The following is a 25,778-nucleotide window of genomic DNA, read 5'->3' as shown; positions in this document are numbered from 1 at the left end:
GGGAGTCGAGGCAAGCACCGCCCACCGACTCCAGGAGCTGATCATGCCCGTCGTCACCGTCCAGCAGGGTCCCCGCAGCGTCGAGCTCAAGCGCGAGCTGGTTGCCCGCATCACGGATGCCTTCGTGGACGCCTACAAGATTCCCGCCGACACCGTCCAGGTGTGGATCAACGAGACCCCGGCCGACAGCTGGGGCTCGGCCGGCACGCTCACCGCCGACAAGTAGCCACCTGCCCGGCCGCACCACCGCCCCTGCCACGAGAGGAACCGACGCCGTCATGACCACCACCACCGACCGCACCGAGCCCGACGCGCCCAGGGGCGTGGTGCTGCGCTACTTCGAGGCGCTCGCCGCCGGGGACCAGGCGACCATCCGGAACAGCTGGGCCGAGGACGGCAGTTGCTGGTACGGCGGTGACCTGCCCATCTCCGGCACCTGGCAGGGCCGGGACCAGGTGATCGACGGCTTCCTGGCGACCGCCTTCGCCCACCTGGACCCCGACCGCGAGATCGGCCTGAAGGTCACCAACGTCTTCGGCGAGGGCGAGCAGGTGCTGGTCGAGTGGGACTCCTGGGCGACCGGCAGGACCGGCAGGGCCTACCACGAGCACAACATCGGCGTCTTCACCGTCCGCGCCGGGAAGATCGTCGACATGCGCGAGTACGCCGACACCCAGCACTGGGAGCGGGCACTCGTCGCCCCGTAGAAGCCCCGCGGAAGGCGGTGCCGCGGCGCTAGGCTTTACGATCACATGACCTACGATCGAGCCGAAGGCCTGCCGTGACACCGCCCCGCATCCGGGCCGCCGCCCTCCCCGTCGCCGCCCTCGCGCTGGGCGCCACCCTGACCGCCTGCGCCGACGACTGCCCGGACTACCGGACGGACTACTCGAACCACCGACCCCTGCGGGTCACCGGCTACCCCAGCACAGGAAGCCTGGAGACGGTCCAGAAGGTCGTCTGGCATCTCGCCGACGCGGACGCCGACGGCCTGGCCGCCCTGCACACCGAGGGCGGGGACGCGGGTCCGGCGGCCAGGGCCTGGATCAAGGCCTACGGCACGGCGGCCCGCGCCGGGGTGAGCGCCGACTTCCTCGACGAGGGGTCCGTACGCCAGGAGGTGGTCCTGCACTTCTCCGGCCTCCGCCGTACGCAGGAACTCACGGTGCGGACCGGGTCCGGCGGCTCCTGGGGGATCGTCCTGGACGATCCTGAGCCGCGCCGGGCATCCTGAGCACGCCCCCTGCGCACACCGCAGGTCAGAAGAACACCCCGCACCGCAGCAGCACGTTCGCGTACGGCCGCGCCTCCCCGGTGCGCACCACCAGCCGGGCGCCCGCCGAGCGTTCCTTCAGCCGCTCGTGCGGGACCAGTTCCAGGTCCCGGAAGTGGCCCTCCAGCAGCGCCCGGTTGGGGCCGCGCAGCTCGCGCGCGGCCGTCGCGCCCTCCACCACCAGCTCGGCCAGCAGCCCGTCCAGCACCTCCGCGAACGACGGGACCCCGGCCCGGAACGCCAGGTCCACCACGCGCGGCCCGGCCGGGATCGGCATACCGGCGTCGCACACCAGCACCCCGTCCCCGTGGCCCAACTCCGCGAGCGCCCCGGCGAGATGGCGGTTCAGGATCCCCGCCTTCTTCACAGGGCCTCGACCTCCCGCGCCGTCGGATACGACTCCTGCGCGCCCCGCTTCGTCACGGCCGCCGCGCCGACCCGGGCCGCGTAGCCCGCCGCCTCGGCCGGCGAGGACCCCGACCCCAGCCGCCAGGCCAGCGCGGCGGTGAAGGCGTCGCCCGCCCCCGTGGTGTCCACCGCGTCCACCTTCACCGACGGCACGCGGGTCACGCCGGAGGAGTCGCACACCAGCGCCCCCTCCGCGCCCAGCGTCACCACCACCGAGCGCGGGCCCCTGGCCAGCAGCAGCTTCGCCCAGTCCGCGGGCTCCTCGCTCACGCACGCGTCGCCGAGGAGCACCCGGGCCTCGTGCTCGTTGACGATCAGCGGGTCGCAGGCCGCCAGCACCTCCGCGGGAAGCGGGCGGGGCGGCGACGGGTTCAGTACGAAGCGGGCGTCCGGGGGCAGTTGCCGTACCACCTCCGTGACCGTCTCCAGCGGGACCTCCAGCTGTGCCGACACCACCCGCGAGGCGTGGAAGAGGCTGCCCGCCGCCCGGACGTCCCCCGGGGTGAGCCGGGCGTTGGCGCCCGGTGACACCACGATGCTGTTGTCCCCGGACGGGTCGACGGTGATCAGCGCCACGCCGGTCGGTGCCCCGCCCACCAGCACGCCGACCGTGTCGACGTCCGCCGCGCGCAGGGAGTCGAGCAGCAGCCGGCCGTGGCCGTCGTCGCCGACCCGCGCCAGCAGGGCCGTGTCCGCGCCGAGCCGGGCGGCGGCCACCGCCTGGTTGGCGCCCTTGCCGCCCGGGTGCACGGCCAGGTCGCCGCCGAGCACCGTCTCCCCGGCGGCGGGCCGCCGTTCGACGTCGATCACCAGGTCGGCGTTGGCCGATCCGACGACCAACAGGTCGTAGTCGTACATCAATTGACTCCCCTTGACTCCCCTGAGAGATGACCGGGCGTCCGCCGTCAGCCGTTGAACCCGGCCACGTTGTCCTTCGTGACCACCTTCACCGGCACCTTCACCGTCGGCTCCACCTTCCTGCCCTGTACGGCCTTCAGCGCGTTGTCGACGGCGATCCTTCCCAACTGGCTGGGCTGCTGGGCGACCGAGGCGTACAGCGTGCCGTCCTTCACCGACGTCAGCCCGTCCGGGGTGCCGTCGAAGCCGACCACCTGGACCGACTTTCCGGCCTTGGAGCCGAGCGCCTTGACCGCGCCGAGCGCCATCTCGTCGTTGGCGGCGATGACGCCCTGCACGTCCGGGTGGGCCTGGAGCAGGTTCGACATCACGTCGAGGCCCTTGGTGCGGTCGAAGTCGGCGGGCTGCTGGGCCAGCACCTGGATGCCGGGGTAGGCCTTCAGGCCGTTCGCGAAGCCCTGCGCCCGCTCGCGGGCCGCGGACGTACCCGCCTGGCCCTGGAGGATGACGATCTTCCCCTTGCCGCCGAGCTTCTCGGCGATCGTCTTCGCGGCCAGCTCACCGCCGGCCACGTTGTCGGAGGCGACCAGGGCGTCCACGTCGGCCTTGTTGACGCCGCGGTCCACGGCGACGACCGGGATCCCCGCCTTGTCGGCGGCCTGCACCGAGTTGCTCGCCGCGTCCGAGTCCACCGGGTTGACGATGATCGCGCCGAGGCCCGAACTGGTGAAGTTCTGGAGCTGGTTGGCCTGCTGGGAGGCGTCGTTCTGGGCGTCGGTGACGGTCAGGTCCACGCCCAGCCTCTTCGCCTCGGCCTGGGCACCGGCCCGGATCTGCACGAAGAAGGGGTTGTTGAGGGTGGACAGCGACAGGCCCATGCGCGGGTTCCCGGCGTCGGACGAACCCGTGTGCAGGAAGGAGGTCGCACCGACGATCGCCACGGTCACGACGGCCGCGAGTGCGTACGTCGCCGCCTGCCTGCCCTTGCCTCCGCCGGGACCGCCCGCCACCGGGCTCGCCCCGGCCTTGCGGCGCACGGTGTCCAGCAGCACCGCCAGCGCGATGACGACACCGATCACGACCTGCTGCCAGAACGCCGACACGGACAGCAGGTTGAGGCCGTTGCGCAGCACCGCGAGGATCAACGCGCCGATCAGCGTGCCGGACGCCTTGCCGGTGCCGCCCGCGAGCGAGGCACCGCCGATCACGACCGCGGCGATCGCGTCCAGCTCGTAGCCGTCGGCGGCCTGCGGCTGCGCCGAGGAGAGCCGGGAGGCCAGTACGACACCGGCGACGGCCGCGAACAGACCGGACAGCGCGTAGATCGCGAGCTTCTGCCTCGGCACCCGCAGACCGGAGAGCCGGGCCGCCTCCTCGTTGCCGCCGATGGCGTACATGGAGCGGCCGATGTACGTCCGCCCGAGGACCAGCGCCGCGACCAGCCCCATCACGACCATGACCAGCACCGGCACCGGCAGCCAGCCGCCGAGCGTGTCACCGAGGTGCGAGACCGAGCCGGGGAAGGCGATCGGCGAGCCCTGCGAGATGACGAGGGCGAGGCCACGCCCCACCGACAGCATCGCGAGCGTCGCGATGAACGGCGGCAGCTTGCCGTAGGCGATGAGGAAACCGTTCACCAGCCCGGCCACGACACCCGTGCCGAGCCCGAGGACGACGGCGAGCGCCACGGGCACCCCGTGCTGCGTCGCGCTCCAGGCCAGCACGGTCGCCGACAGCGCGGCCACGGAGCCGACCGACAGGTCGATGCCGGCCGAGACGATCACGAACGTCACACCGAAGGCGAGGATCGCCGTCACGGCCGCCTGCACACCGATGTTGAGCAGGTTGTCCGTCGTCAGGAAGTCCCCGGACAGCGCCGACAGGGCGATGACCAGGACGATCAGCGCGGTGAGCGCGCCGTTGTCGAGGAGCAGCCGGCGCAGGCCGCCGGTGGCGCCACCCGCGCCCGTCGTGCTCTTGAGCGTGTCAGTGGCCACGGCTGGCCTCCTTGTCGGTGTCCTTGTCGGTGGCGGGATGGGAGACGGCGAGCGCCATGACGGCGTCCTGCGTGGCGTCGGTGGCCCGCAGCTCGCCCGCGATCCGGCCCTGGGCCATGACCAGCACCCGGTCGCTCATGCCGAGCACCTCCGGCAGATCGCTGGAGATCATCAGTACGGCGGCCCCGGCCGCGGTCAGTTCGTTGATCAGCTGGTAGATCTCGACCTTGGCGCCGACGTCGATCCCGCGCGTCGGCTCGTCGAGGATCAGCACCCTGGTGTCGGCCAGCAGCCACTTGCCGATGACGACCTTCTGCTGGTTGCCGCCGGACAGGGTCCGCACGTGCTGCCCGAGGCCCGCCATCCGTACGCCCAGCTGCTCGGCGATCCGCCCGGCGGCGTCATGCTGCCCCTTGCGGTCGACGAATCCGCCCCGGGTGGCGGCCCGCATGGTGACGAGCCCGAGGTTCTCCTCGACCGAGGCGTCCAGCACGAGCCCCTGCCCCTTGCGGTCCTCGGGCACGAGCCCGATGCCGGCCGCCATGGCCGCGTTCACGTCGTGCCGCCTGAGCCGGTCGCCGCAGACCTTCACGACCCCGTCGTCGTACGGATCGGCCCCGAAAACGGCCCGTACGACCTCGGTCCGCCCGGCCCCGACGAGCCCGGCGATCCCGACGACCTCACCGGCGTGCACCTCGAAGCCGACGTCGTGGAACACCCCGTCCCGGGTGAGCCCCTCGACAGACAGCAACGGCGCTCCGCGTTCGGCCCGCTGCCGCGGGTACTGCTGCTCGATCGACCGCCCGACCATGAGCCGTACCAGCTCGTCCTCGGGCGTGGCGGCGGGCACCTCCCCGACGCTCCTGCCGTCCCGGATGACGGTGACCCGGTCGCCCAGGGCGGCGATCTCCTCCAGGTGATGGGTGATGAAGACGATCCCGACGCCGTCCTCGCGCAGCGAGCGCACGATGCCGAAGAGCTTCTCGACCTCCTCCGAGGTGAGCACGGCCGTCGGCTCGTCCATGATGAGCACGCGCGCGTCCAGGCTGAGCGCCTTGGCGATCTCGACCATCTGGAGCCGGGCGATGCCGAGTTCACGTACACGCGCGCGTGGCGGGACATCGACCCCCACGCGCGCGAGGAGCGCCTCGGCGTCCGCCTCCATCGTCTTCCGGTCGATCATCCCGAAGCGCCGCGGCTGGCGCCCCAGGAAGATGTTCTCGGCGACGGTGAGATCCGGCACCAGGTTGAACTCCTGGTAGATGGTGGCGATCCCCAGCCGCTCGGCGTCCTGCGCACCGTGGATACGCGTCTGACGGCCGTCGACGAGAATCCGTCCGCCGTCGGGCGTGTACGCCCCGGAGAGCATCTTGATCAGCGTGCTCTTGCCGGCGCCGTTCTCACCGAGCAGCACATGGACCTCGCCCCGGCGCAGGTCGAAGTCGACGCCGTCCAGCGCGACCACGCCGGGGAAGGTCTTGCGTATGCCCTCGATGCGCAGCAACTCGTCCGGGTCGCTCACGACGTGCTCCTGTTCGTCACGGGATTCCCTGCGGGGGGCTCGCCGCACGAGCGGCGCACGACGAGCCGGGCGGAGAGGGCGACGGACACGGCGGCCCGCCCCTCGATACGGTCGACGAGGGCCCGTACGGCGGCCCGTCCCAGCTCACCGGTCGGCTGGGCGATCGCGGTGACGGGCGGATCGGTGTGCACGAACCAGGGGATGTCGTCGAACGCGGCCAGCGCGATGTCGTCCGGCACGCGCAGCCCACGCGCGCGTACGGCGTCGAGGGCACCGAGCGCCATGAGGTTGTCGGCCGCGAAGACGACCTCCGGCGGCTCGGGCAGGTCCAGGAACCCCTCGGTGACCCGCCGCCCGCTCTCGGCCTGGAAGTCACCCTGGCCTGTGTAGGCGTCGGGAAGCGGAAGCCCGTACGCGGCGAGCGCTGCCCGGAAGGCCTCGACCCGCTCGCTGCCGGTCGTGGTGGCGGCGGGCCCGGCGATGATGGCGAGCCGCCGGTGCCCGAGTGCGTGCAGATGCGCCACGAGATCCCGTACGGCGTCCCGCCCGTCGGCCCGTACGACGGGCACGTCCACACCGGGGATCCACCGGTCCACGAACACCATGGGCGTCCCGGCGCGCACGGCGTCCAGCATGAGCGGGGACCCGCCGTCGGTGGGGGAGATCAGCAGCCCGTCGATCCGCCGGTCGAGCAGGTTGCGGACATGGTGGTCCTGGATCTCGGGCCGTTCGTCGGCGTTCCCGATGATCACGCTGTACCCGAGCGCCCGTGCCTCCTCCTCGACGGAGCGGGCCAGCTCGGTGAAGTACGGGTTCAGCACGTCGCTGATGACGAGCCCGAGGGTGTGGGTCTGGTCGGTCCGCAGGGAGCGGGCCACGGCGTTCGGCCGGTACCCCAGCGCCTCGACGGCGGCCAGCACGCGCATGCGTGCGTCCGCGCTGACCGACGGGTGCTCGTTCAGGACACGCGACACCGTGGCCACGGACACCCCGGCCGAGGCGGCGACATCCTTGATGCTCGCCAACGACGGCTCACCTCCTCGTGAGACTCGTGGACTCTTGTGCACGGCCGCTCGTGTAATCGATTCCACGCCGTGCCGCAGGAAGGATTGGAAACGATTACACGGGATTGGGCAAGAGGTTGAAGGTTGACCGAAACCTAATCGTGACCGGGGCTCGTGGCCGCCGCCGGAGGCGGCGACTGGCAGCTTCGGGCCACGCCGGGGGGCGGGAGCCGCCCCGGGACCGGCTCGTCGGCCGGGCTCGCGACCGGCCTCACGGCCCAAACGTTCCCATTGCCCCCTCGTGCCCCCCCTCGCGTACTTCTTGGCTCGGCTTTCGTCGATTCCGGGGGGTGAATGAGCGCTTTTCGAACTTGCTTTCGTGAGGCGGAATCCGTGTCGTTCGGTCCCGGGCGGTCGCGTGACTTCAGCAATCGGCGCCAGTCGGCTGGTGAAGTGACTGCGAGGCGATCCGTGGCCGCCCTTGGAAACCGGCAACCGCGTGAAGACCGCCTCGGCGCCCACTCGGGCCGAGGGTGCGGCGCGCACCCCGGCCGAGGGTACGTTGGCCGGATGCATATGCCAGATCACTGCCAACTCAACGACTCTGTAGGCTAGTTGGCGGAGTCCGGTGACGGATTCCCTGCCGGGGTGTCGCCGGAACCTGCACACCTCCACCGCAGGAATCTCACATTCCACAAGCGAATTGTTTTTCAGTGCGGCTCCGGTTTCTCATCCGTCTCTCGGGGATCAGCCACCCTCTCCGGGGAAATCCGAGAAAGTCAAAAACCCGCCACGCGTGCCCCTCGGCGTTTTCCGGACTTTGTCCCCGGGGTGAACCGCGAAACCGTTTCCGCATATCTACGATCGCAGGCTATGACCGAGACTCCACGGGACAACTCCGCCACCCGTGCCCGCTGGCAGACCTGCCTCAGGCTCGCCCGTGAACTCCTTCTCGTCGGACCGGACGGAAAGGACCTGAAACTCGAATACCTGCACACCCTGATAGACACGGGCCGCCTCGGCCCCACCGCCCACCCGCGCAAGAAGATCCTCGTCATCGGCGCCGGCATCACCGGTCTCGTCGCGGCCCGGCTGCTCAAGGACGCCGGGCACGACGTCACCGTCCTGGAGGCGAACGCCAACCGTGTCGGCGGACGCGTCAAGACCTTCCGTACGACCAGGCACCACCAGCCCTTCGCCGACCCGGCCCAGTACGCCGAGGCCGGTGCCATGCGGCTGCCCGACTTCCACCCGCTCGTCCTCGCCCTGGTCGACAAACTCGGGCTCGGGCGGCGGCAGTTCTACAACGTGGACATCGATCCGCACAGCGGAAGCGGACCCGAGGTGCCCGTCCCACCGGTGTCGTACACCTCGTTCACCGGACGGACCTGGACGTACGGCGACGACAGTCCGGACTTCCGGGAACCCGACAAGCGCGGCAACTCCTGGATCCGCGCCAACCGCGTCCAGGTGCGGCGCGCCGACTACGCCGCCGGTCCCGAGCGGATCAACGAGGGCTTCCACCTCACCGACGACGAGGTCCGCGCCCCCGTCGTGAAGATGGTCGACGACGCGCTGGAGAGCGTGCGCGACTACTACTCCGACATCGTCGACGGCAAGCGGGTCAACAAGCCCCTGGACGAGTGGATCGAGGGCTGGGCGCGGGTGATCCGCGACTTCGACGGCTACTCGATGGGCGCCTTCCTGCGCGACCGCGCCGGGCTCAGCGACGAGGCGATCGAGGCCCTCGGCACCCTGGAGAACATGTCGTCGCGGCTCCACCTCTCGTTCTTCCACAGCTTCCTGAGCCGCAGCGACATCAACCCCGGCGTGCGCTACTGGGAGATCCCCGGCGGCAGTTGGCGGCTGCCGCACGCCCTGCACCAGGGGCTGCGCGACGAGGTGCGGTTCGGCGAGCGGGTGATCCGCATCGAGTACCACGACCCCAGCCGCGACACCGACCCCGAGGGCACCGGGGCGGTCGGGCCCGACGGGTGGGGTGTCGCCGTACAGACGGTCGACGAGGACGATCCGAAGGAACCGCCGCGGCTGTGGACGGCGGACCTGGCGATCGTCACCATCCCGTTCTCCGCGCTGCGCTTCGTCGAGATCGTCCCCTCGATGTCGTACAAGAAGCGCCGCGCGATCATCGAGACCCACTACGACCAGGCCACCAAGGTGCTGCTCGAATTCAGCCACCGGTGGTGGGAGTTCACCGAGGACGACTGGCGCGACGCGCTGGAGGGCATCGCGCCCGGGCTGCACGCGTACTACCGGCGGGGCGAGGAGGCGGACGCCGATGCCGTGTCCGTCCCGACGCTCCCGGAGCCGGGGGCCGGGCTGCTCGGCGCCGCCGTCAAGGACAGCGGCGTCACCGAGGAGATGCGGCGGGCCGACAACAGCCTGCCGCTGCGCGGGCCCGCGGTCCGGCCCGCCACCCACTGCTTCGGCGGGGGCTCCGCCACCGACAACCCCAACCGGTTCCTGTACTACCCCTCGCACCCGGTCGAGGAGAGCATGGGCGGCGGAGTGGTCCTCGCCTCGTACTCCTGGTCCGACGACGCGGTCCGCTGGGACTCCATGCCGGACGCGGAGCGCTACGTCTACGCTCTGCGCAACCTCCAGGCCCTGCACGGCCGGCGCATCGAGGTGTTCTTCACCGGGCGGGGCGCCACCCAGAGCTGGGCGCGCGACCCGTACGCCTTCGGCGAGGCGGCCATCTACACCGCCCACCAGATGACCAGCTTCCACCTGGACGTCTCCCGGCCCGAGGGCCCGGTGCACTTCGCCGGCGAGCACACCTCCCTCAAGCACGCCTGGATCGAGGGCGCCCTGGAGAGCGCCGTGCGCGCGGCCCTCGCCGTGCACCAGGCCCCGCCGGTCACCACGCCGCGGGAGGGGGAGTCCGCGTGAACCAGAGCCTCCCCGTGAACGAGAGCTTCCCGGCCTGCACGGTGGCCCGCTATCTCGCCCTGCGGCTGGCCGAGTTGGGCATCACCCACCTGTTCGGCGTCCCCGGCAACCACCTCGGCCCGTTCCTGACGGCGCTGCGCGCGGAGGGCGACGTCGAGTGGGTCGGCACGCCGACGGAGGGCGGCGCGGGCCAGGCCGCCGACGCCTACGCGCGCGTGCACGGCGTGGGCGCGGCGGCGGTCACATACGGCGTCGGCGCGTTCAACCTCCTCAACGCGTGCGGCGGCGCGTACGTCGAGCAGGTGCCGCTCATCGCCGTCAACGCCTGCCCGCCGTACGAGCAGTGGCAGAACTACCGTGCCGTCGGCCTGCTCACCTCCCACATGAGCCCGCGCGCGGAGAGCAACCTGGACGTCTACCGGCAGGTCACCGTGGACGCGCAGGCCATCTCCAACCCCGGCCTCGCGCCCGCCCAGATCGACGCGGCGCTCACCGCGTGCCTCTCCGAGCGCAGGCCCGTCTACCTGGAGGTCATGGAGGACCTGTGGGACGAGCCCTGCCCCGAGCCCACGGAGCCGATCGTCCGTCGCGAACGGCCGTTCAGCGCGCGCAACCAGCCCATGCTGGAGAACGCCGTGCACGCGATCCTCACCCTGATCGAGGAGCACCCCGGCCCGGACGGCCGGCCCCGCCCGATCGTGTGGGCCGGTGAGGAGATCGACCGGTACCGGCTCGGCGGGCGGCTCACCGACCTGGTGGACGCCACCGGCGTGCCGTTCTGCACGACCGTCGGCGCCAAGGCCGTCGTGGACGAGGACCTGCCGCAGTTCCACGGCGTCTACAACGGCAGGGCCAGCCACCCGGACGTGTACGGCGTCTTCAAGGACTGGGCCACCTGCCGGATCGGGCTCGGCGCCTGGTCCACGTCGAAGAACCTGGGCGGCGAGCAGAGCGTCGGCACCGACTGGGTGATGGCGGCGCACGGCGGCGTCAGCGTCGGCACCTCCTACTTCCCCGACGTCCAGCTCGCCCATCTGCTGCCCGCCCTCCAGGACGCGCTGGTGAAGGAGTACGGCTCCGGGGGCCTCGCCTCCGACTACTACGCCGAGTCCTACAGCCACCGGGGAGCACCGGCCGGCCGGCCCGCGGGCCTGGCGCAGTACCGCGCCTCGCTGAGCCTGGACGGCGCCCGGTCCCGGGGCGGCGAACACCTCACGTACGACGGCCTGTTCGACCGGATCAACCACTTCCTGGGCGAGGAGACCCGGGAGGACTGGACGGTCGTCTCCGACGCCGCGTTCTCCCTCATCGGCTCGATGAACCTGGCCCTGCCCGCGGGCGGGTTCCTCTCCCAGATCAGCTGGCTGTCCATCGGCTGGTCGGTCGGCGCGGCCACGGGCGCCGCGCTCGCCCCCGAACGCGACGGCGCCCGCCCCATGGTGTTCGTCGGGGACGGCTCCTTCCAGGAGACCTGCCAGGAGATCTCCACCCACACCCGGCTCGGGCTGCCCTCGGTGGTGTTCGTCCTGGACAACGGGCACTTCTACGGCATCGAACAGATGCTGGTGAACCCCGCCTACTACGCCGGACACGCCACCACCGACCCGGACTTCTACAACGTCCTGCACCCCTGGCACTACGACCGCCTCGCGGCCGTCTTCGCCGGCGAGGACACCCCGGCGACCGGGGTCGCCATCGCCCACGCGGCGGAGCTGGACGCCCTGCTGGCCCGCCTCGCCGACCCGCACGACCCGGTCAACGCCGGGCCCCTCCTGGTCCGCGTCCGCCTGCACCGGCACGACTACCCGCGGGCGATGGCCTACAAGGTCCCGAAAACTTCCTGAAGGGGGAGAGAAATGGCTGATCTGAACGTCCTCATCGCCTTCGACGCGGCCACGATCGTCGAGCAGTACCCGAACGCGTCGAGGAACCCGGACGCACCGACCTACGTCGACCAGAGCCTCATCTACATGACGACGCGGCACGACCACATCGTCGGCACGTCGGGCGCCGAGCTGAACCTGCGCGCCGAGCCCGGGGACAGCATCAGGTGGCGGGAGACGACGCTGTCGCTGAGCAGCGACTACAAGGCGCTGCTGTACCGGTACGTCAGCAGCGACCGCGACCACACGCTCATCAGGACGCCGGAGATCGAGGTGGTCGACGGCGTCTTCCCGCTGCCGAAGGAGGGCAGCGAGGGCAGCCCGGACTTCGTGACGCAGAAGTACCAGGACCACTACTGGCGCACGACGGTCAAGAGCGTCGGCAAGGTCGTCTACCACTTCTCCTTCCAGATCCTGGACCGGCACCGGCAGTTGAAGGGCTACTTCCAGTGGGACCCCTTCATCACCATCGAGGACGCCTGACGGCCCGGCCGGGGGCGGTGGCCGTGCGCCGCCGCCCCCGGCCGTGAGCCGCCTCGGTCGTCAGCGCTCACCGGTACCGTCGGACCACGGCTCACCAGGCGGGGAATCAGACGACCGAGCGCCGGCTCGCCGTGCTCGAAGGCGTCCTGGAGCGGATCACATGGGTTTGACGACTCGGTGATCGGGCTGAAGGGCGGGAGCCGCTCCGGCTGTCAGAGGCGGCCGGTACCGTCGGATCATGTCCAGGCAAGAGTCAGACGCGGACCGCCGATCGGCGACCTTGGAAGGCGTGCTTGAGCGGATCACGTACGCCAACGAGGAGAACGGCTACACGGTCGCCCGGGTCGACACCGGCAGAGGCGGTGGCGACCTCCTCACGGTCGTCGGCGCGCTGCTCGGCGCCCAGGTCGGGGAGTCGCTGCGGATGGAGGGCCGCTGGGGCTCGCATCCCCAGTACGGCAAGCAGTTCCACGTCGAGAACTACACGACGGTCCTGCCGGCCACCGTCCAGGGCATCCGGCGCTACCTCGGGTCCGGCCTCGTCAAGGGGATCGGACCCGTCTTCGCCGACCGCATCACCCAGCACTTCGGACTCGACACGCTCCAGATCATCGAGGAGGAGCCGAAACGGCTCATCGAGGTCCCGGGGCTCGGCCCCAAGCGGACCAGGAAGATCGCCGACGCCTGGGAGGAGCAGAAGGCGATCAAGGAGGTCATGCTCTTCCTCCAGACCGTCGAGGTGTCCACCTCCATCGCCGTGCGGATCTACAAGAAGTACGGCGACGCGTCCATCTCCGTCGTCAAAAACCAGCCCTACCGGCTCGCCGCCGACGTCTGGGGCATCGGCTTCCTGACCGCCGACAAGATCGCCCAGTCCGTCGGCATCCCGCACGACAGCCCGGAGCGGGTGAAGGCCGGGTTGCAGTACGCGCTGTCCCAGTCCGCCGACCAGGGCCACTGCTTCCTGCCCGAGGAGCGGCTGATCGCCGACGCGGTCAAGCTGCTCCAGGTCGACACCGGGCTGGTCATCGAGTGCCTCGCCGAGCTGGCCGAGCCGGGGGAGGACGGCGAGGAGCCGGGGGTCGTACGGGAGAAGGTCCCGGGGCCCGAGGGAGACGCCGCGGACCCCGTCACGGCCGTCTACCTGGTCCCCTTCCACCGCGCCGAACTGTCCCTCGCCGCCCAGCTCCTGCGTCTGCTGCGCAGCGGGCAGGACCGCATGCCGGGCTTCCAGGACGTCGACTGGGCCAAGGCCCTCGGCTGGCTGAAGACGCGCACCGGAGCCGACCTCGCGCCCGAGCAGGAGGCCGCCGTCAAGCTCGCGCTCAGCGAGAAGGTCGCCGTGCTCACCGGCGGGCCCGGCTGCGGCAAGTCCTTCACCGTGCGTTCGATCGTGGAGCTGGCCCGGGCCAGACGGGCCAAGGTGCTGCTCGCCGCGCCGACCGGGCGGGCCGCCAAGCGCCTCGCCGAACTGACCGGCGCCGAGGCCTCCACCGTGCACCGGCTGCTGGAGCTGAAGCCCGGCGGGGACGCCGCCTACGACCGCGACCGGCCGCTGGACGCCGACCTGGTGGTGGTGGACGAGGCGTCCATGCTGGACCTGTTGCTCGCCAACAAGCTGGTCAAGGCCGTGCCCCCGGGCGCGCACCTCCTCTTCGTCGGGGACGTCGACCAGCTGCCGAGCGTCGGCGCCGGCGAGGTGCTGCGCGACCTGCTCGCCGACGGCAGCCCGGTCCCGGCCGTCCGCCTCACCCGGGTCTTCCGGCAGGCCCAGCAGTCCGGGGTCGTCACCAACGCGCACCGGATCAACGCCGGGCAGCATCCGCTCACCGACGGGCTGAAGGACTTCTTCCTCTTCGTCGAGGACGACACCGAGGAGACCGGCCGGCTCACCGTGGACGTGGCGGCGCGACGGATTCCGGCCAAGTTCGGGCTCGATCCGCGGCGGGACGTGCAGGTGCTCGCGCCGATGCACCGGGGGCCGGCCGGTGCCGGGGCCCTCAACGGACTGCTCCAGCAGGCCATCACGCCCGGCCGGCCCGACCTGCCCGAGAAGCGGTTCGGCGGCCGGGTCTTCCGCGTCGGGGACAAGGTCACCCAGATCAGGAACAATTACGAGAAAGGGAGGAACGGCGTCTTCAACGGCACCGTGGGTGTCGTCACCTCGCTCGATCCGGTCGACCAGAAGCTCATGGTACTGACCGACGAGGACGAGGAGGTGCCGTACGAATTCGACGAACTGGACGAACTGGCACATGCGTACGCGGTGACCATTCACCGCTCGCAGGGGAGTGAATATCCCGCCGTGGTGATTCCGGTCACGACCGGAGCGTGGATGATGCTCCAGCGGAACCTCCTGTACACGGCGGTGACACGGGCCAAGCGCCTCGTCGTCCTCGTCGGTTCACGCAAGGCGATCGGGCAGGCGGTGCGCACGGTCTCGGCCGGACGGCGGTGTACGGCCCTTGACTTCAGGCTCGACGCAGGTCATCACGGAAAATGATCGATCAAATGAGTCACGAAGGTCACAGAGCACTTCCAGATGCCGTTCAGAGGGGGCAGGATGGGCAAGTTGGCGGCACTGAGTGCCGCCAATGGGCCCAATGGTCGACCCCGAGTGCACTCTCCTGAGCCAAATGGGGGATGGTAGAGACAGTCAGGGCACCTCGAAGATGAGGCACTACGTCGGTGAGGGAAGACGTGAGCGACAACTCTGTAGTACTGCGGTACGGCGACGGCGAGTACACCTACCCGGTGGTCGACAGCACCGTCGGCGACAAGGGCTTCGACATCGGGAAGCTCCGCACCCAGACCGGTCTGGTGACTCTGGACAGCGGATACGGCAACACGGCCGCCTATAAATCCGCCGTCACCTACCTCGACGGCGAGGCGGGCATCCTCCGCTACCGCGGCTACCCCATCGAGCAGCTGGCCGAGCGCTCCACCTTCCTCGAGGTGGCGTACCTGCTGATCAACGGCGAGCTGCCGACCGTCGACGAGCTGACGACGTTCCAGAACGAGATCACGCGGCACACGCTGCTGCACGAGGACGTCAAGAACTTCTACAAGGGCTTCCCGCGGGACGCCCACCCGATGGCCATGCTGTCGTCGGTGGTCTCGGCGCTGTCCACCTTCTACCAGGACAGCCACAACCCGTTCGACGAGAAGCAGCGCAACCTCTCCACGATCCGGCTGCTCGCCAAGCTGCCGACGATCGCGGCGTACGCGTACAAGAAGTCGATCGGCCACCCCTTCGTCTACCCGCGCAACGACCTCAGCTACGTCGAGAACTTCCTGCGCATGACCTTCTCGGTCCCCGCGCAGGAGTACGACCTCGACCCGGTCGTCGTCGCCGCGCTGGACAAGCTGCTGATCCTGCACGCCGACCACGAGCAGAACTGCTCGACCTCCACGGTCCGCCTGGTCGGCTCCTCGCAGGCCAACATGTTCGCGTCGATCTCGGCCGGCATCAGCGCCCTGTGGGGCCCCCTGCACGGCGGCGCCAACCAGTCCGTGCTGGAGATGCTGGAGGACATCCAGGCCAACGGCGGCGACGTCGACTCCTTCATCCGCAAGGTGAAGAACAAGGAGGACGGCGTCCGGCTGATGGGCTTCGGCCACCGGGTCTACAAGAGCTTCGACCCGCGCGCCAAGATCATCAAGGCTGCCGCGCACGACGTCCTCTCCGCCCTCGGCAAGTCCGACGAGCTGCTGGACATCGCGCTGAAGCTGGAGGAGCACGCGCTCTCCGACGACTACTTCGTCTCGCGCAACCTCTACCCGAACGTCGACTTCTACACCGGTCTGATCTACCGGGCCATGGGCTTCCCGACCGAGATGTTCACGGTCCTGTTCGCCCTCGGCCGCCTGCCGGGCTGGATCGCCCAGTGGACCGAAATGATCAAGGAGCCGGGCTCTCGCATCGGCCGCCCGCGCCAGATCTACACGGGCGTGGTCGAGCGCGACTTCGTGCCGGTCGAGGCCCGCTGACACCTGCCGGTGGGGGCGCCGTTGGCGCCCCTGGTTGGTCCTGCCCGGCCTTGCCGGCGGCGCGTCTTCGGGGTGTGTCGGTCGGCGATGGCTCCGGACTCGGCCGGGGGGCCGGGGGTCGTCCTCCGGGTCGGCGCGGTCACGGGCGTGGTCGAGCGCGACTTCGTGCCGGTCGAGGCTCGCTGACACCTGCCGGTGGGGGCGCCGTTGGCGCCCCTGGTTGGTCCTGCCCGGCCTTGCCGGCGGCGCGTCTTCGGGGTGTGTCGGTCGGCGATGGCTCCGGACGACTCGGCCGGGGGTCGTCCCCGGGTCGGCGCGGCCACGGGTGGCGCCCCTGGTTGGCCGCTCGGCGGCGGCGCGTCTTCGGGACGCCGGCCGGCGATGGCTGACGCGGTCGGGCGGTGCTGAGGCACTGAGTGTCAGGGTCTGCCTCGGGGGCGGGCCCTGGGACGGTCGTACGGTGGCCGTACAGACGAATAAACGGAAGGCGCCCTGCGCCGGTCCCCCCACGGGCCGACGATCAGGGCGCCTTCCCATGTCCCGGTGCGGATTCCCCCCACGGGATCCGGCCGGGCGCTCGGAGGGACAGCGCCTGAATCGCTGTCTGGTGAGCAGAACGAGCAAAACTCGCCCCACTCCGGTGATGCGGTGCGATCTGCCGGGACAACGCACGTAGGGAGGGCCGCTCAAAGCTTCCCGTGTACGTGCCCCGGCAACGCACTTCTGAGGCAGTCCCCCAAGACAACCCCAGATGCCGACTGGCGCCCCCCAAGACGCCGAACCGACATCGCCAACTTAGACCTTCGAACCCCTTCGATGGTTACGTTCGCATCACTGTGATCTGCGTCTCTTGCATATGTCCTTTAGGTACGCAAGAGCCCCGATACGACGATCGGGGCCCAAGCGTAAGGAAGATGCGCGAGCCTTGTGAAGAGCTTATGTGGTGCGCGCGTCCGACTCCAGAGGGTCTTCCGCTTCGGTCTCAGCGGAATCGGCGCAGCCGCAGGCTGTTGGTCACCACGAACACCGAGGAGAAGGCCATCGCCGCGCCCGCGATCATCGGGTTCAGCAGCCCCGCGGCGGCCAGCGGCAGCGCGGCCACGTTGTAGCCGAAGGCCCACACCAGGTTCCCCTTGATCGTGGCCAGCGTCCGCCGGGACAGCCGTATCGCGTCCGCCGCCACGCGCAGGTCCCCGCGTACCAGTGTCAGATCGCTCGCCTCGATCGCCGCGTCCGTCCCGGTGCCCATCGCCAGCCCCAGATCGGCGGTGGCCAGCGCTGCCGCGTCGTTGACACCGTCGCCGACCATCGCCACCGCACGCCCCTCGTCCCGAAGCCGCCGTACGACGTCCACCTTGTCCTCGGGTAGCACCTCGGCGTACACGTGCGCCGCGTCGATGCCGACCGTCCGCGCGACCGCCTCGGCGACCGTCCGGTTGTCGCCGGTGAGCAGCACCGGCGTGAGCCCGAGGGCACGCAGCTCGCGGATCGCCTCCGCGCTGGTCTCCTTGACCGTGTCGGCGACGGCGAGGACCCCGCGGGCCCGCCCGTCCCAGCCGGCCACGACCGCCGTACGGCCCTGCTCCTCGGCCTCGCGGGCCGCCTGGACCAACGCGTGCGGAAGGACGTCGTACAGGCGCCCCACGGCCACCTCGCGGCCGGCCACGCGCCCGCGTACGCCTCGTCCCGGGACGTTCTCGAAGTGCTCGACCTCCGGCAGCGCTCCGACGCGTTCCTCGGCCCCCGCGGCGACCGCGCGCGCGACCGGGTGCTCGGAGGCGTGCTCCAGGGCGCCGGCCAGCCGCAGCAGCTCCTTCTCGTCCTCGCCGTCGACGACGTGGACCGCCTGGAGCGTCATCCGGCCGCTGGTGACCGTGCCCGTCTTGTCGAGGACGACCGTGTCGACGCGGCGCGTGGACTCCAGCACCTCGGGGCCCTTGATCAGGATGCCGAGCTGGGCGCCGCGGCCGGTGCCGACCATCAGCGCGGTCGGCGTGGCGAGGCCCAGCGCGCACGGGCAGGCGATGATCAGGACGGCGACGGCCGCGGTGAACGCGGCGACCGGGTCCCCGGTCAGGCCCAGCCAGACGCCGAACGTGGCGAGCGCGATGCCGATGACGACGGGCACGAACACGGCGGAGACCCGGTCGGCGAGCCGCTGCACCTCGGCCTTGCCGTTCTGCGCGTCCTCCACCAGCTTCGCCATGCGCGCGAGCTGGGTGTCCGCGCCGACCCGGCCGGCCTCGACGACCAGCCGCCCGCCCGCGTTGACCGTGGCCCCGGTGACCCGGTCGCCCGGCCCCACGTCCACCGGCACCGACTCGCCGGTCAGCATGGACGCGTCCACCGCGGAGACGCCCTCGACCACGGTGCCGTCGGTCGCGACCTTCTCGCCGGGCCGTACGACGAACCGGTCCCCGACCGACAGGGACGCCACGGCGATCCGGACCTCACGCCCGTCCCGCAGTACCGCCACGTCCTTGGCGCCCAGCTCCATCAGCGCGTGCAGGGCCGCGCCCGCCCGGCGCTTGGAGCGGGCCTCCAGACAGCGGCCGAGCAGGATCAGTGCGACGACCCCGGAGGCGACCTCCAGGTAGATGGTGGAGGCGCCGTCCATGCGCGAGATCGTGAGGCGGAACTCGTCGTGCATGCCGGGCATGCCCGCGTCGCCGAAGAACAGCGCCCACAGCGACCAGCCGAAGGCCGCCAGCGTGCCGACCGAGACCAGGGTGTCCATGGTGGCGGCGCCGTGCCGGAGGTTGGTCCAGGCGGCCCGGTGGAAGGGCAGGCCGCCCCAGACGACGACGGGCGCGGCGAGCGTGAGTGAGAGCCACTGCCAGTTGTCGAACTGGAGGGCCGGGACCATCGCGAGCAGCACGACGGGCAGCGCGAGCAGCGCGGAGACCAGTAGCCGCTGCCGGAGCGCGCCGGGTTCGGCGTCGTGCGCGGGAGGCTGCTCGGCCGTCGCCTCGGGCTGTGGCGGGGCGGGTTCCTCGGCGGTGTAGCCGGTCTTCTCCACGGTGGCGATCAGGTCGGCGATCGCGACGCCCTCGCCGAAGGAGATCCTCGCCTTCTCGGTGGCGTAGTTGACGGTGGCGCTGACGCCGTCCATCCGGTTGAGCTTCTTCTCCACGCGCGCGGCGCAGGAGGCGCAGGTCATACCGCCGATGAGCAGTTCGGTCTCGGCGGCCTCGGCGGGGGCCTCGGTTATCGCCGGGGTGTTGTCTGCACTGGTGGTGCTGGTCATGTCCGGACTCCAGACATCGGACCGGACCGTGCGGAGCCAGTATCAGCTGGTCGGTACGGCCCGGTCGGGGAATCGAGGGTGTGGCTCAGGCGCGCCCTGCCAGCTCGAAGCCGGCCTCGTCCACGGCCGCGCGCACGGCCTCGTCGTCCGGCTCGGACGCGGAGACGACGGTCACCTCGCCGGTCGACGCCACGGCCTTCACCGAAGTGACACCGGGGATCTCGGAGACCTCCGCGGCGATGGCGCCTTCGCAGTGGCCGCAGCTCATGCCCGTCACCTTGTAGACGGTGGTGACGGAACCCGGGGTGTCGGTGTGGGCGGTCATGTCGTTACTCCTCGTCGAGGCGTAGGGGGCCAGTGGGGTCCGCGAGGGCCACCGGGGCCGTGGGGGAACCTCCATGTTCCTCAGAGTATACCCCTAGGGGGTATTTCTCCAAGAGGTGTCCCGACGCGCCAGCGAGCGCGCCCAGCCGACCCCGGCCAGCGCCACCAGGGCCAGCCCGCCGACCGAGAACAGGGTGAACAGGTGCTCCTGTGCGGCGCTCGGGCGGGTGAGATACGCGTGCGTGAAGAGCGGGCGGTTCGCGTCGGCGCCGGTCAGCCGGGCCGTCGCCCGGATCGCGATGCCGTGCGTCGAGTCCCACAGGGTGTGCAGCAGGGAGGTGCCGAGGCAGGCGCCGAGGGCCGGCGCGGTGCGGCGGAACTGACCGTTCGGGCGGCGCCGGGACAGCAGGGCGGCGCCCGCGATCGCGGTCCACAGGCCGTGCCCGAGCGGCGTGAGCACCCCGCGCAGCATCTCCGTCTCCAGCAGCGTGCGCAGGGTCACGCCCTCGGCGGAGACGGCCGCGGCGAACGCGTAACCGGCGCTCTCCAGGGCCGCGAAGCCGAAGCCGACGGCCGCGCCGAGCACCAGCCCCGCGCGCGTGCCGCGGATACCGGGCTGCCCGCGCAGCGCGAACACCAGTGCCCCGAGCTTTGCGGCCTCCTCGATGAGGGCGGCGCCGAGGGACAGTCCGAAGGAGGGGTGCAGCAGATACGTCACCGTCAGCGAGGCGCCGAACACCCCGAGCGCGCCGCCGGCCAGAAAGCAGCCGAGGATCGCGCTGACACCCAGGTCGCGGCCGTGCCGCTCGTACGCCCACAGCACGAAGACGACCGGCACCAGAAAGCTGCCGAGCAGGATCAGCGTCGGCAGCGGCGTGCCGTCCCGGGTCTCGTACGTCACCCACGCCGCCAGCGCCCACAGGGCGAGCCCGCCGCCCAGGCAGCGCCGCCACAGACCCGCACGGATGCGGGGGTACGGCGGCGGGGGCTGCTGCGGGCCGGGGATGCGGGCCCTGGGGGTGCCGGGCGGCGGGGAGTGGGTCACGGGAGTCCCCTCGACTGCTGCTGGGCGATCTCTCCGCACTCTAGGCAGATGTGCCGGACGGCGCAGTCCGGGTGACTGCCGGGGTCACCCGGAGGCGGGCCCGGGGCCGCTCTGCCCGATCCGGTTGCCGACCAGCGGCTCCAGGTAGCGGGTGAGGACGCTCTTGATCTCCTGGACGTAGGCCGCGCGCTCGGGGCCCTCATGGGTCAGGACCAGCTCCAGGCCCGCTTTGTAGATGCCGAGGCAGACGTGCGCCGTGCGGGTGACGTCCGCCGGTGAGGCGTCCGGCGCGAGGGAGGCGAGCAGGCCTTCGGTGCGGCCGATCAGCGAGCTGTGCAGCTGGTCGTGCGCGTCGGCGATCCCGCCGGGCATGTCCGGGCCGTGCATCAGCGCGAAGAAGACCGGATGGTCGGTGTTGAACGCGATGAACCGGTCGACGGCGGACCCGACGGCCTGCTCCAGCGGGGTGGCGGGGTCGACCGGCGCCAGCGCCTCGCCGTAGGCGTCGCGCATCTCGTGCATGAGCCGGTCGCCCAGCTCGATCGCGATGGCCTCCTTGTTCGGGAAGAACTGGTAGAGCGTGCCCGGTGAGACCCCGGCCTCGCGCGCGATCGCGTTGGTGCTGGCGGCGGTGTAGCCGGTGGTGCAGAAGACCTGGGCGGCCGCTTCGAGCAGCTGGGCGATGCGGCGCTCGCCGCGGGCCTGCCGGCGGCGCGGCTGCTCCTTCTGTGTCTGCGGGTTGTCGGGCACGCGTTATCCCCAGATCTCCGAACGCGATTGACAAACGCGAGCGGCCACTCGCATTCTTGTGAAACGCGAGCGAGCTCTCGTGTTTGCCAGTTTACGGGCAATGACCGACTCATGCTGCCTGCCTGCGCGCCCATGAGCCAAGGTGAAGGGGACACCGCACGATGACCGAAGTCAACAGCCCACCCCGGCCCGGCGGCTGGACCCGGTTCGTCACCGCCCGCCCCCGTCTGTCGCTGCTCGTGGCCCTGGTGCTCACCGCGCTCGCGGTGGTGGCCGGCAGCGGGGTCGCGGACCGCCTCGGCAGCGGCGGCTGGGAGGATCCGGCCGCCGAGTCGTCGTACGCGACCAAGGCTCTGGAGCGCGCGTTCCCCGACTCGCAGCCGAACCTGCTCCTGCTGGTCGACGCCGGCCACGCCTCCGTCGACGCCCCGGCCGTCGCCGCCCAGGCCCGTGACCTGACGCGCCGGCTCGCCGCGGAGAAGGGGGTGACCGGCGTTGCCTCCTACTGGCAGGCCGCTCCCGCGCAGGCCCCTGCCCTGCGCGCCGAGGCCGGCCACGAGGCGCTGATCGCCGCCCGCATCACCGGCGACGAGAACGCGACGGCCAAGACCCTGGACCGGATAGCCCCGCACTACCGGGGCGCGCACGGACCGGTGCGGGTGAAGCTCGGCGGCATCGTCGCCGTGCGCCAGGAGATGCAGACCCTCATCAAGGAGGACCTGACCCGCGCCGAGCTGATCGCCCTGCCGATCACGCTGGTGCTGCTGGTGATGGTCTTCGGAAGCGCGGTCGCCGCACTGCTGCCGCTCGGCATCGGCATCGTCGCCATCCTCGGCACCAACGCCGTCCTGCGCGGTCTGACGACGTTCACCGACGTATCGGTCTTCGCGCTCAACCTGACGACGGCCCTCGGCCTCGGCCTGGCCGTCGACTACGCCCTGTTCATCGTCCGCCGCTACCGCGAGGAACTGTCCACGGGCGCCGACCCGTCGACCGCGGTCGCGACGACACTGCGCACGGCCGGGCGCACGGTGCTCTTCTCCGCCCTCACGGTCGCGGTCTCCCTCGCCGCCATGATGGTCTTCCCGCAGTACTTCCTGCGCTCCTTCGCCTACGCCGGCATCGCCGTGGTCCTGCTCGCCGCCGGCGCCGCCCTGATCCTGCTCCCGGCGGCCCTGGTCCTGCTCGGCCACCGGGTCAACTCCCTGGACCTGCGCCGCCTGTGGCGCCGCGGCCGCGAGCCGAAGACCGCCCAGGGTGCGGCCTGGGCGCGGGCGGCCGCCCTGGTGATGCGCCGCGCCCCGCTCTTCGCACTGGGCACGAGCGTCCTGCTGGTCGTCCTCGGACTCCCTTTCCTGGGCGTGAAGTTCGGCACCGCCGACGACCGTCAGCTGCCCGCGACCGCCGAGTCCCACGTGGTGCAGCAGCACCTCCGCGAGAGCTTCCCGGGCAGCCCCGGCGGCGGTCTGGAGATCCTCGCCGAGGGCAGGGCGGCCCCGGACCAGTACGCCGCCTACAAACAGCGGGTTGCCGCCCTGCCCGAAGTGGTCCGCGTCGACGGCCCGCTGGTCAAGGGCGACACCGCCTACTTCACGGTGCAGCCCCGGGGTGAGGCCGTGGACGACCCGGCCCAGCGCCTGGTGGGCGACCTACGGGCCCTGCACGCCCCCTTCGGCACGAAGGTGACCGGCACGGCGGCCGTCCTGGTCGACACCAAGCACGCGATAGCCGAGCGTCTGCCCTGGGCGGCCGGGTTCATCGCCGTCGTCACCCTGCTCCTGGTCTTCCTGCTGACGGGCAGCGTGCTGATACCGATCCAGGCGGTCGTCCTGAACGCGCTCAGCCTGACGGCGATGTTCGGCGCCGTGGTCTGGGTCTTCCAGGACGGCCATCTCTCCGGCCCGCTCGGCTTCACGAGCACCGGCTCCATCGAGACCACCCTGCCCGTGCTGATGTTCTGCGTGGCCTTCGGTCTCTCCATGGACTACGGCGTGTTCCTGCTGTCCCGCATCAAGGAGGAGTACGACCGCACCGGCGACCACGACGCTGCCGTACGGCACGGACTCCAGCGCACCGGTGGGCTGATCACCGCCGCGGCGGTCATCCTCGCCGTGGTGATGGTCGCGATCGGCACCTCCCGGGTGGCCAACACCAAGATGCTCGGCCTGGGCATCGCCCTGGCGGTGCTGATGGACGCGATGGTGGTGCGCAGCCTGCTGGTCCCGGCGATCATGCGGCTGACGGGCCGGGCGACCTGGTGGGCACCGGCGTGGCTGCGGCGGCTGCACGAGCGGTTCGGACTGAGCGAGGGCGAGCCGAAGGCGCCCCTCCAAGGGCCCGGGGCGGTACCGGCTGGCGGCGCTGCCGCGGAGCGCGACCGGCCCCAGCGCATCGTCACCGGTTGAGACGACCGGACTGTCTACTCTTCACGGAGGTTCCCGAAAGGACTGCCCATGCGAGCCGTCGTCTTCGAACGCAATGGTGCCCCCGCCGAGGTGCGCGAGCTGCCCGACCCCCGCCCGGCCCCCGACGGCGTGGTCGTCCGGGTCGAGGCCACCGGGCTGTGCCGCAGCGACTGGCACGGCTGGATGGGCCACGACCCCGACATCGAGCTGCCGCACGTGCCCGGGCACGAACTCGCCGGTGTCGTCGAGGCCGTCGGCTCCCGGGTGACCCGCCGGCGGCCCGGCGACCGGGTCACCGTGCCGTTCGTCTGTGCCTGCGGCACCTGCCCGGCCTGCGCGGCGGGCGACCAGCAGGTGTGCGAGCGGCAGACCCAGCCCGGCTTCCACCGCTGGGGCTCCTTCGCCCAGTACGTGGCGCTGGACCACGCCGACGTCAACCTGGTCGCGATCCCGGACGACATGGCGTACGCCACCGCCGCCGCCCTCGGCTGCCGCTTCGCCACCGCCTTCCGCGCGGTGGTGCAGCAGGGCCGGGTGGCGGCGGGGGAGTGGGTCGCGGTGCACGGCTGCGGCGGGGTCGGGCTGTCCGCCGTGATGATCGCGGCGGCCTCGGGGGCGCGGGTGATCGCCGTGGATGTGTCGCCGCAGGCGCTGGACCTGGCGCGGACGTTCGGTGCGGCGCGGTGCGTGGACGCCTCGCGCACCCCGGAGACGGCCGCGGCGGTCCGCGACCTGACCGGCGGCGGCGCCCACCTCTCCCTCGACGCCCTCGGCTCCCCGGCCACCTGTGCGGCGTCCGTGAACGGCCTGCGCCGGCGCGGCCGCCATGTCCAGGTCGGCCTGCTGCCCTCGGCCGACGGCACCACGCCCGTCCCGCTGGCCCGCGCCGTGGCCCTGGAGCTCGAACTGCTGGGCAGCCACGGCATGGCCGCCCACGCCTATCCCGCCATGCTGGAGCTGGTCGGATCCGGGGTGCTGCGCCCGGACCTGCTGGTGACGCGCACCATCCCGCTCGACGCGGCCCCGCAGGCCCTGGCCGCGATGGGTACGGCGCCGGGCGCGGGCGTGACGGTCATCGAGCCGTGGCGCTGACGGCGGCGCCCTCCCGCCCCACGGCAGCCGTCACCGTTTCGCCCGCCTCCGACTGGACGCGGTGCGGCCCCGGTCGTCCGGGGCCGCAGCTGACGATCGTCGGCCCGGTCAGTCGAACCGGCGGCCGCGGTTGCGGGGGCGGGAGGCGACCCAGGCACGGACCGTGTCCGCGTACCAGTAGGGCTTGCCGCGCTCCACGTGGTCGGGCGGGGGCAGCAGCCCGTGCTTGCGGTAGGACCGGACGGTGTCGGGCTGCACACTGATGTGCGCCGCGATCTCCTTGTAGGACCAGAGCCTGCGGTCGGTCATGAGTTGCACCTCCCTGCGCACACCGCGGCGGCGGCCGGGAAAGCCGTCGGGGGAGCCGGGCGCTGCGCTGGCGATCACCAAGCCTGCGACCGGTCAACGACACGGAGTGAGCAGCGGACAGCGCCTGTCGTCACGGTGTGACGCACAGCCGACGTACACGCGACACATGTGACACAAGAGGGGTGTTTGTGACGGAACTGCCGCAAGGGTGCCCTTCGAAGCATCGTCAGGGCCGCACGCCCCAGGAATCGGACGCCGATCCGATCCGGAGACGA

Annotated in this window: 20 protein-coding genes; 10 read left to right on the top strand and 10 right to left on the bottom strand. The window is 71.4% G+C overall.

Features of this window, described 5'->3' with window-relative positions:
• Window positions 1–43 precede the first annotated feature (43 nt).
• The 3 genes from dmpI to BIV25_RS11310 all read left to right on the top strand — a co-directional run bounded on the left by dmpI (window position 44) and on the right by BIV25_RS11310 (window position 1,234).
• Complete coding sequence (gene dmpI / locus BIV25_RS11320) at window positions 44–226, top strand: 4-oxalocrotonate tautomerase DmpI (RefSeq protein ID WP_071372107.1); 183 nt, start codon at window positions 44–46, stop codon at window positions 224–226.
• 52 nt (window positions 227–278) lie between these two features.
• Window positions 279–707 carry a nuclear transport factor 2 family protein gene (locus tag BIV25_RS11315; protein WP_071372106.1) on the top strand — a complete coding sequence of 143 codons (429 nt, stop codon included), beginning with the start codon at window positions 279–281 and terminating at the stop codon, window positions 705–707.
• 74 nt (window positions 708–781) lie between these two features.
• On the top strand, window positions 782–1,234 hold the full coding sequence (locus BIV25_RS11310) for a hypothetical protein (RefSeq protein ID WP_071372105.1): 453 nt from the start codon (window positions 782–784) through the stop codon (window positions 1,232–1,234).
• Window positions 1,235–1,259: 25 nt separating this feature from the next.
• On the opposite strand, the gene rbsD is transcribed toward BIV25_RS11310, so the two are convergent.
• The 5 genes from rbsD to BIV25_RS11285 are packed head-to-tail and all read right to left on the bottom strand — an operon-like array spanning window position 1,260 to window position 7,083.
• On the bottom strand, window positions 1,260–1,640 hold the full coding sequence (rbsD, locus tag BIV25_RS11305; RefSeq protein WP_071372104.1) for a D-ribose pyranase: 381 nt from the start codon (window positions 1,638–1,640) through the stop codon (window positions 1,260–1,262).
• Window positions 1,637–2,539: a ribokinase gene (locus tag BIV25_RS11300; RefSeq protein ID WP_071372103.1), complete on the bottom strand. Its 903-nt coding sequence runs from the start codon at window positions 2,537–2,539 to the stop codon at window positions 1,637–1,639. Before BIV25_RS11300 ends, rbsD begins: the two co-directional genes overlap by 4 nt.
• A gap of 47 nt (window positions 2,540–2,586) precedes the next feature.
• Entirely contained in the window at window positions 2,587–4,536 is a 1,950-nt protein-coding gene (locus BIV25_RS11295; protein ID WP_071372102.1) for a substrate-binding domain-containing protein, read from the bottom strand.
• Window positions 4,526–6,058, bottom strand: coding sequence for a sugar ABC transporter ATP-binding protein (locus BIV25_RS11290; RefSeq protein ID WP_071372101.1), 1,533 nt, complete (start codon window positions 6,056–6,058; stop codon window positions 4,526–4,528). The genes BIV25_RS11295 and BIV25_RS11290 overlap by 11 nt, the downstream gene beginning before the upstream one ends.
• The gene (locus BIV25_RS11285) at window positions 6,055–7,083 is read right to left on the bottom strand and encodes a LacI family DNA-binding transcriptional regulator (RefSeq protein WP_071372100.1); all 1,029 of its coding nucleotides are present in this window, start codon (window positions 7,081–7,083) and stop codon (window positions 6,055–6,057) included. The genes BIV25_RS11290 and BIV25_RS11285 overlap by 4 nt, the downstream gene beginning before the upstream one ends.
• 852 nt (window positions 7,084–7,935) lie before the next feature.
• Between BIV25_RS11285 and BIV25_RS11280 the strand changes: the two genes are divergently transcribed.
• The 5 genes from BIV25_RS11280 to BIV25_RS11260 all read left to right on the top strand — a co-directional run bounded on the left by BIV25_RS11280 (window position 7,936) and on the right by BIV25_RS11260 (window position 16,331).
• Complete coding sequence (locus BIV25_RS11280; RefSeq protein WP_071372099.1) at window positions 7,936–9,975, top strand: FAD-dependent oxidoreductase; 2,040 nt, start codon at window positions 7,936–7,938, stop codon at window positions 9,973–9,975.
• On the top strand, window positions 9,972–11,819 hold the full coding sequence (locus BIV25_RS11275; RefSeq protein WP_371273012.1) for an alpha-keto acid decarboxylase family protein: 1,848 nt from the start codon (window positions 9,972–9,974) through the stop codon (window positions 11,817–11,819). The genes BIV25_RS11280 and BIV25_RS11275 overlap by 4 nt, the downstream gene beginning before the upstream one ends.
• Window positions 11,820–11,831: 12 nt before the next feature.
• Window positions 11,832–12,341, top strand: a complete 510-nt coding sequence (locus BIV25_RS11270) for an inclusion body family protein (protein ID WP_071372098.1) — start codon at window positions 11,832–11,834, stop codon at window positions 12,339–12,341.
• Between the two features lie 238 nt (window positions 12,342–12,579).
• The gene (locus BIV25_RS11265) at window positions 12,580–14,844 is read left to right on the top strand and encodes an ATP-dependent RecD-like DNA helicase (RefSeq protein WP_071372097.1); all 2,265 of its coding nucleotides are present in this window, start codon (window positions 12,580–12,582) and stop codon (window positions 14,842–14,844) included.
• Window positions 14,845–15,041: 197 nt separating this feature from the next.
• A complete protein-coding gene (locus BIV25_RS11260; protein ID WP_071372096.1) occupies window positions 15,042–16,331 on the top strand; it encodes a citrate synthase in 1,290 nt (429 codons plus the stop codon).
• Window positions 16,332–17,313: 982 nt separating this feature from the next.
• Here the strand turns inward: BIV25_RS11260 and BIV25_RS11255 are convergent.
• From BIV25_RS11255 to BIV25_RS11240, 4 genes are all read right to left on the bottom strand, one after another.
• Complete coding sequence (locus BIV25_RS11255) at window positions 17,314–19,578, bottom strand: cation-translocating P-type ATPase (protein WP_071372095.1); 2,265 nt, start codon at window positions 19,576–19,578, stop codon at window positions 17,314–17,316.
• A gap of 85 nt (window positions 19,579–19,663) precedes the next feature.
• Complete coding sequence (locus BIV25_RS11250) at window positions 19,664–19,903, bottom strand: heavy-metal-associated domain-containing protein (protein WP_071372094.1); 240 nt, start codon at window positions 19,901–19,903, stop codon at window positions 19,664–19,666.
• Between the two features lie 93 nt (window positions 19,904–19,996).
• Window positions 19,997–20,947 carry a PrsW family intramembrane metalloprotease gene (locus BIV25_RS11245; protein WP_071372093.1) on the bottom strand — a complete coding sequence of 317 codons (951 nt, stop codon included), beginning with the start codon at window positions 20,945–20,947 and terminating at the stop codon, window positions 19,997–19,999.
• Window positions 20,948–21,031: 84 nt separating this feature from the next.
• A complete protein-coding gene (locus tag BIV25_RS11240) occupies window positions 21,032–21,697 on the bottom strand; it encodes a TetR/AcrR family transcriptional regulator (protein WP_071372092.1) in 666 nt (221 codons plus the stop codon).
• Between the two features lie 161 nt (window positions 21,698–21,858).
• Here BIV25_RS11240 and BIV25_RS11235 point away from each other — a divergent pair, with 161 nt between their 5' ends.
• Together BIV25_RS11235 and BIV25_RS11230 are read left to right on the top strand one after the other, a co-directional pair.
• Entirely contained in the window at window positions 21,859–24,102 is a 2,244-nt protein-coding gene (locus tag BIV25_RS11235; protein WP_079176578.1) for an MMPL family transporter, read from the top strand.
• Between the two features lie 48 nt (window positions 24,103–24,150).
• Window positions 24,151–25,194 carry a zinc-dependent alcohol dehydrogenase family protein gene (locus BIV25_RS11230; RefSeq protein WP_071372091.1) on the top strand — a complete coding sequence of 348 codons (1,044 nt, stop codon included), beginning with the start codon at window positions 24,151–24,153 and terminating at the stop codon, window positions 25,192–25,194.
• A 108-nt stretch (window positions 25,195–25,302) separates the two neighbouring features.
• Here the strand turns inward: BIV25_RS11230 and BIV25_RS11225 are convergent, their stop codons facing one another.
• Window positions 25,303–25,503, bottom strand: coding sequence for an AlpA family transcriptional regulator (locus BIV25_RS11225; protein ID WP_071372090.1), 201 nt, complete (start codon window positions 25,501–25,503; stop codon window positions 25,303–25,305).
• Window positions 25,504–25,778 lie beyond the last annotated feature (275 nt).

The sequence above is a fragment of the Streptomyces sp. MUSC 14 genome (assembly GCF_001866675.1).
GTDB lineage: Bacteria > Actinomycetota > Actinomycetes > Streptomycetales > Streptomycetaceae > Streptomyces.
Note: the sequence above shows the minus strand (reverse complement) of the source record. Positions and strands in the feature narration are given on the sequence as shown.

Excerpts from the sequence above, each read along its gene's own strand:
- dmpI (WP_071372107.1), top strand. The coding sequence starts at position 44 with ATGCCCGTCGTCACCGTCCAGCAGGGTCCCCGCAGCGTCGAGCTCAAG.
- BIV25_RS11315 (WP_071372106.1), top strand. The coding sequence starts at position 279 with ATGACCACCACCACCGACCGCACCGAGCCCGACGCGCCCAGGGGCGTG.
- BIV25_RS11300 (WP_071372103.1), bottom strand. The coding sequence starts at position 2,539 with ATGTACGACTACGACCTGTTGGTCGTCGGATCGGCCAACGCCGACCTG.
- BIV25_RS11280 (WP_071372099.1), top strand. The coding sequence starts at position 7,936 with ATGACCGAGACTCCACGGGACAACTCCGCCACCCGTGCCCGCTGGCAG.
- BIV25_RS11270 (WP_071372098.1), top strand. The coding sequence starts at position 11,832 with ATGGCTGATCTGAACGTCCTCATCGCCTTCGACGCGGCCACGATCGTC.
- BIV25_RS11265 (WP_071372097.1), top strand. The coding sequence starts at position 12,580 with ATGTCCAGGCAAGAGTCAGACGCGGACCGCCGATCGGCGACCTTGGAA.
- BIV25_RS11255 (WP_071372095.1), bottom strand. The coding sequence starts at position 19,578 with ATGACCAGCACCACCAGTGCAGACAACACCCCGGCGATAACCGAGGCC.
- BIV25_RS11250 (WP_071372094.1), bottom strand. The coding sequence starts at position 19,903 with ATGACCGCCCACACCGACACCCCGGGTTCCGTCACCACCGTCTACAAG.
- BIV25_RS11235 (WP_079176578.1), top strand. The coding sequence starts at position 21,859 with ATGACCGAAGTCAACAGCCCACCCCGGCCCGGCGGCTGGACCCGGTTC.
- BIV25_RS11230 (WP_071372091.1), top strand. The coding sequence starts at position 24,151 with ATGCGAGCCGTCGTCTTCGAACGCAATGGTGCCCCCGCCGAGGTGCGC.
- BIV25_RS11225 (WP_071372090.1), bottom strand. The coding sequence starts at position 25,503 with ATGACCGACCGCAGGCTCTGGTCCTACAAGGAGATCGCGGCGCACATC.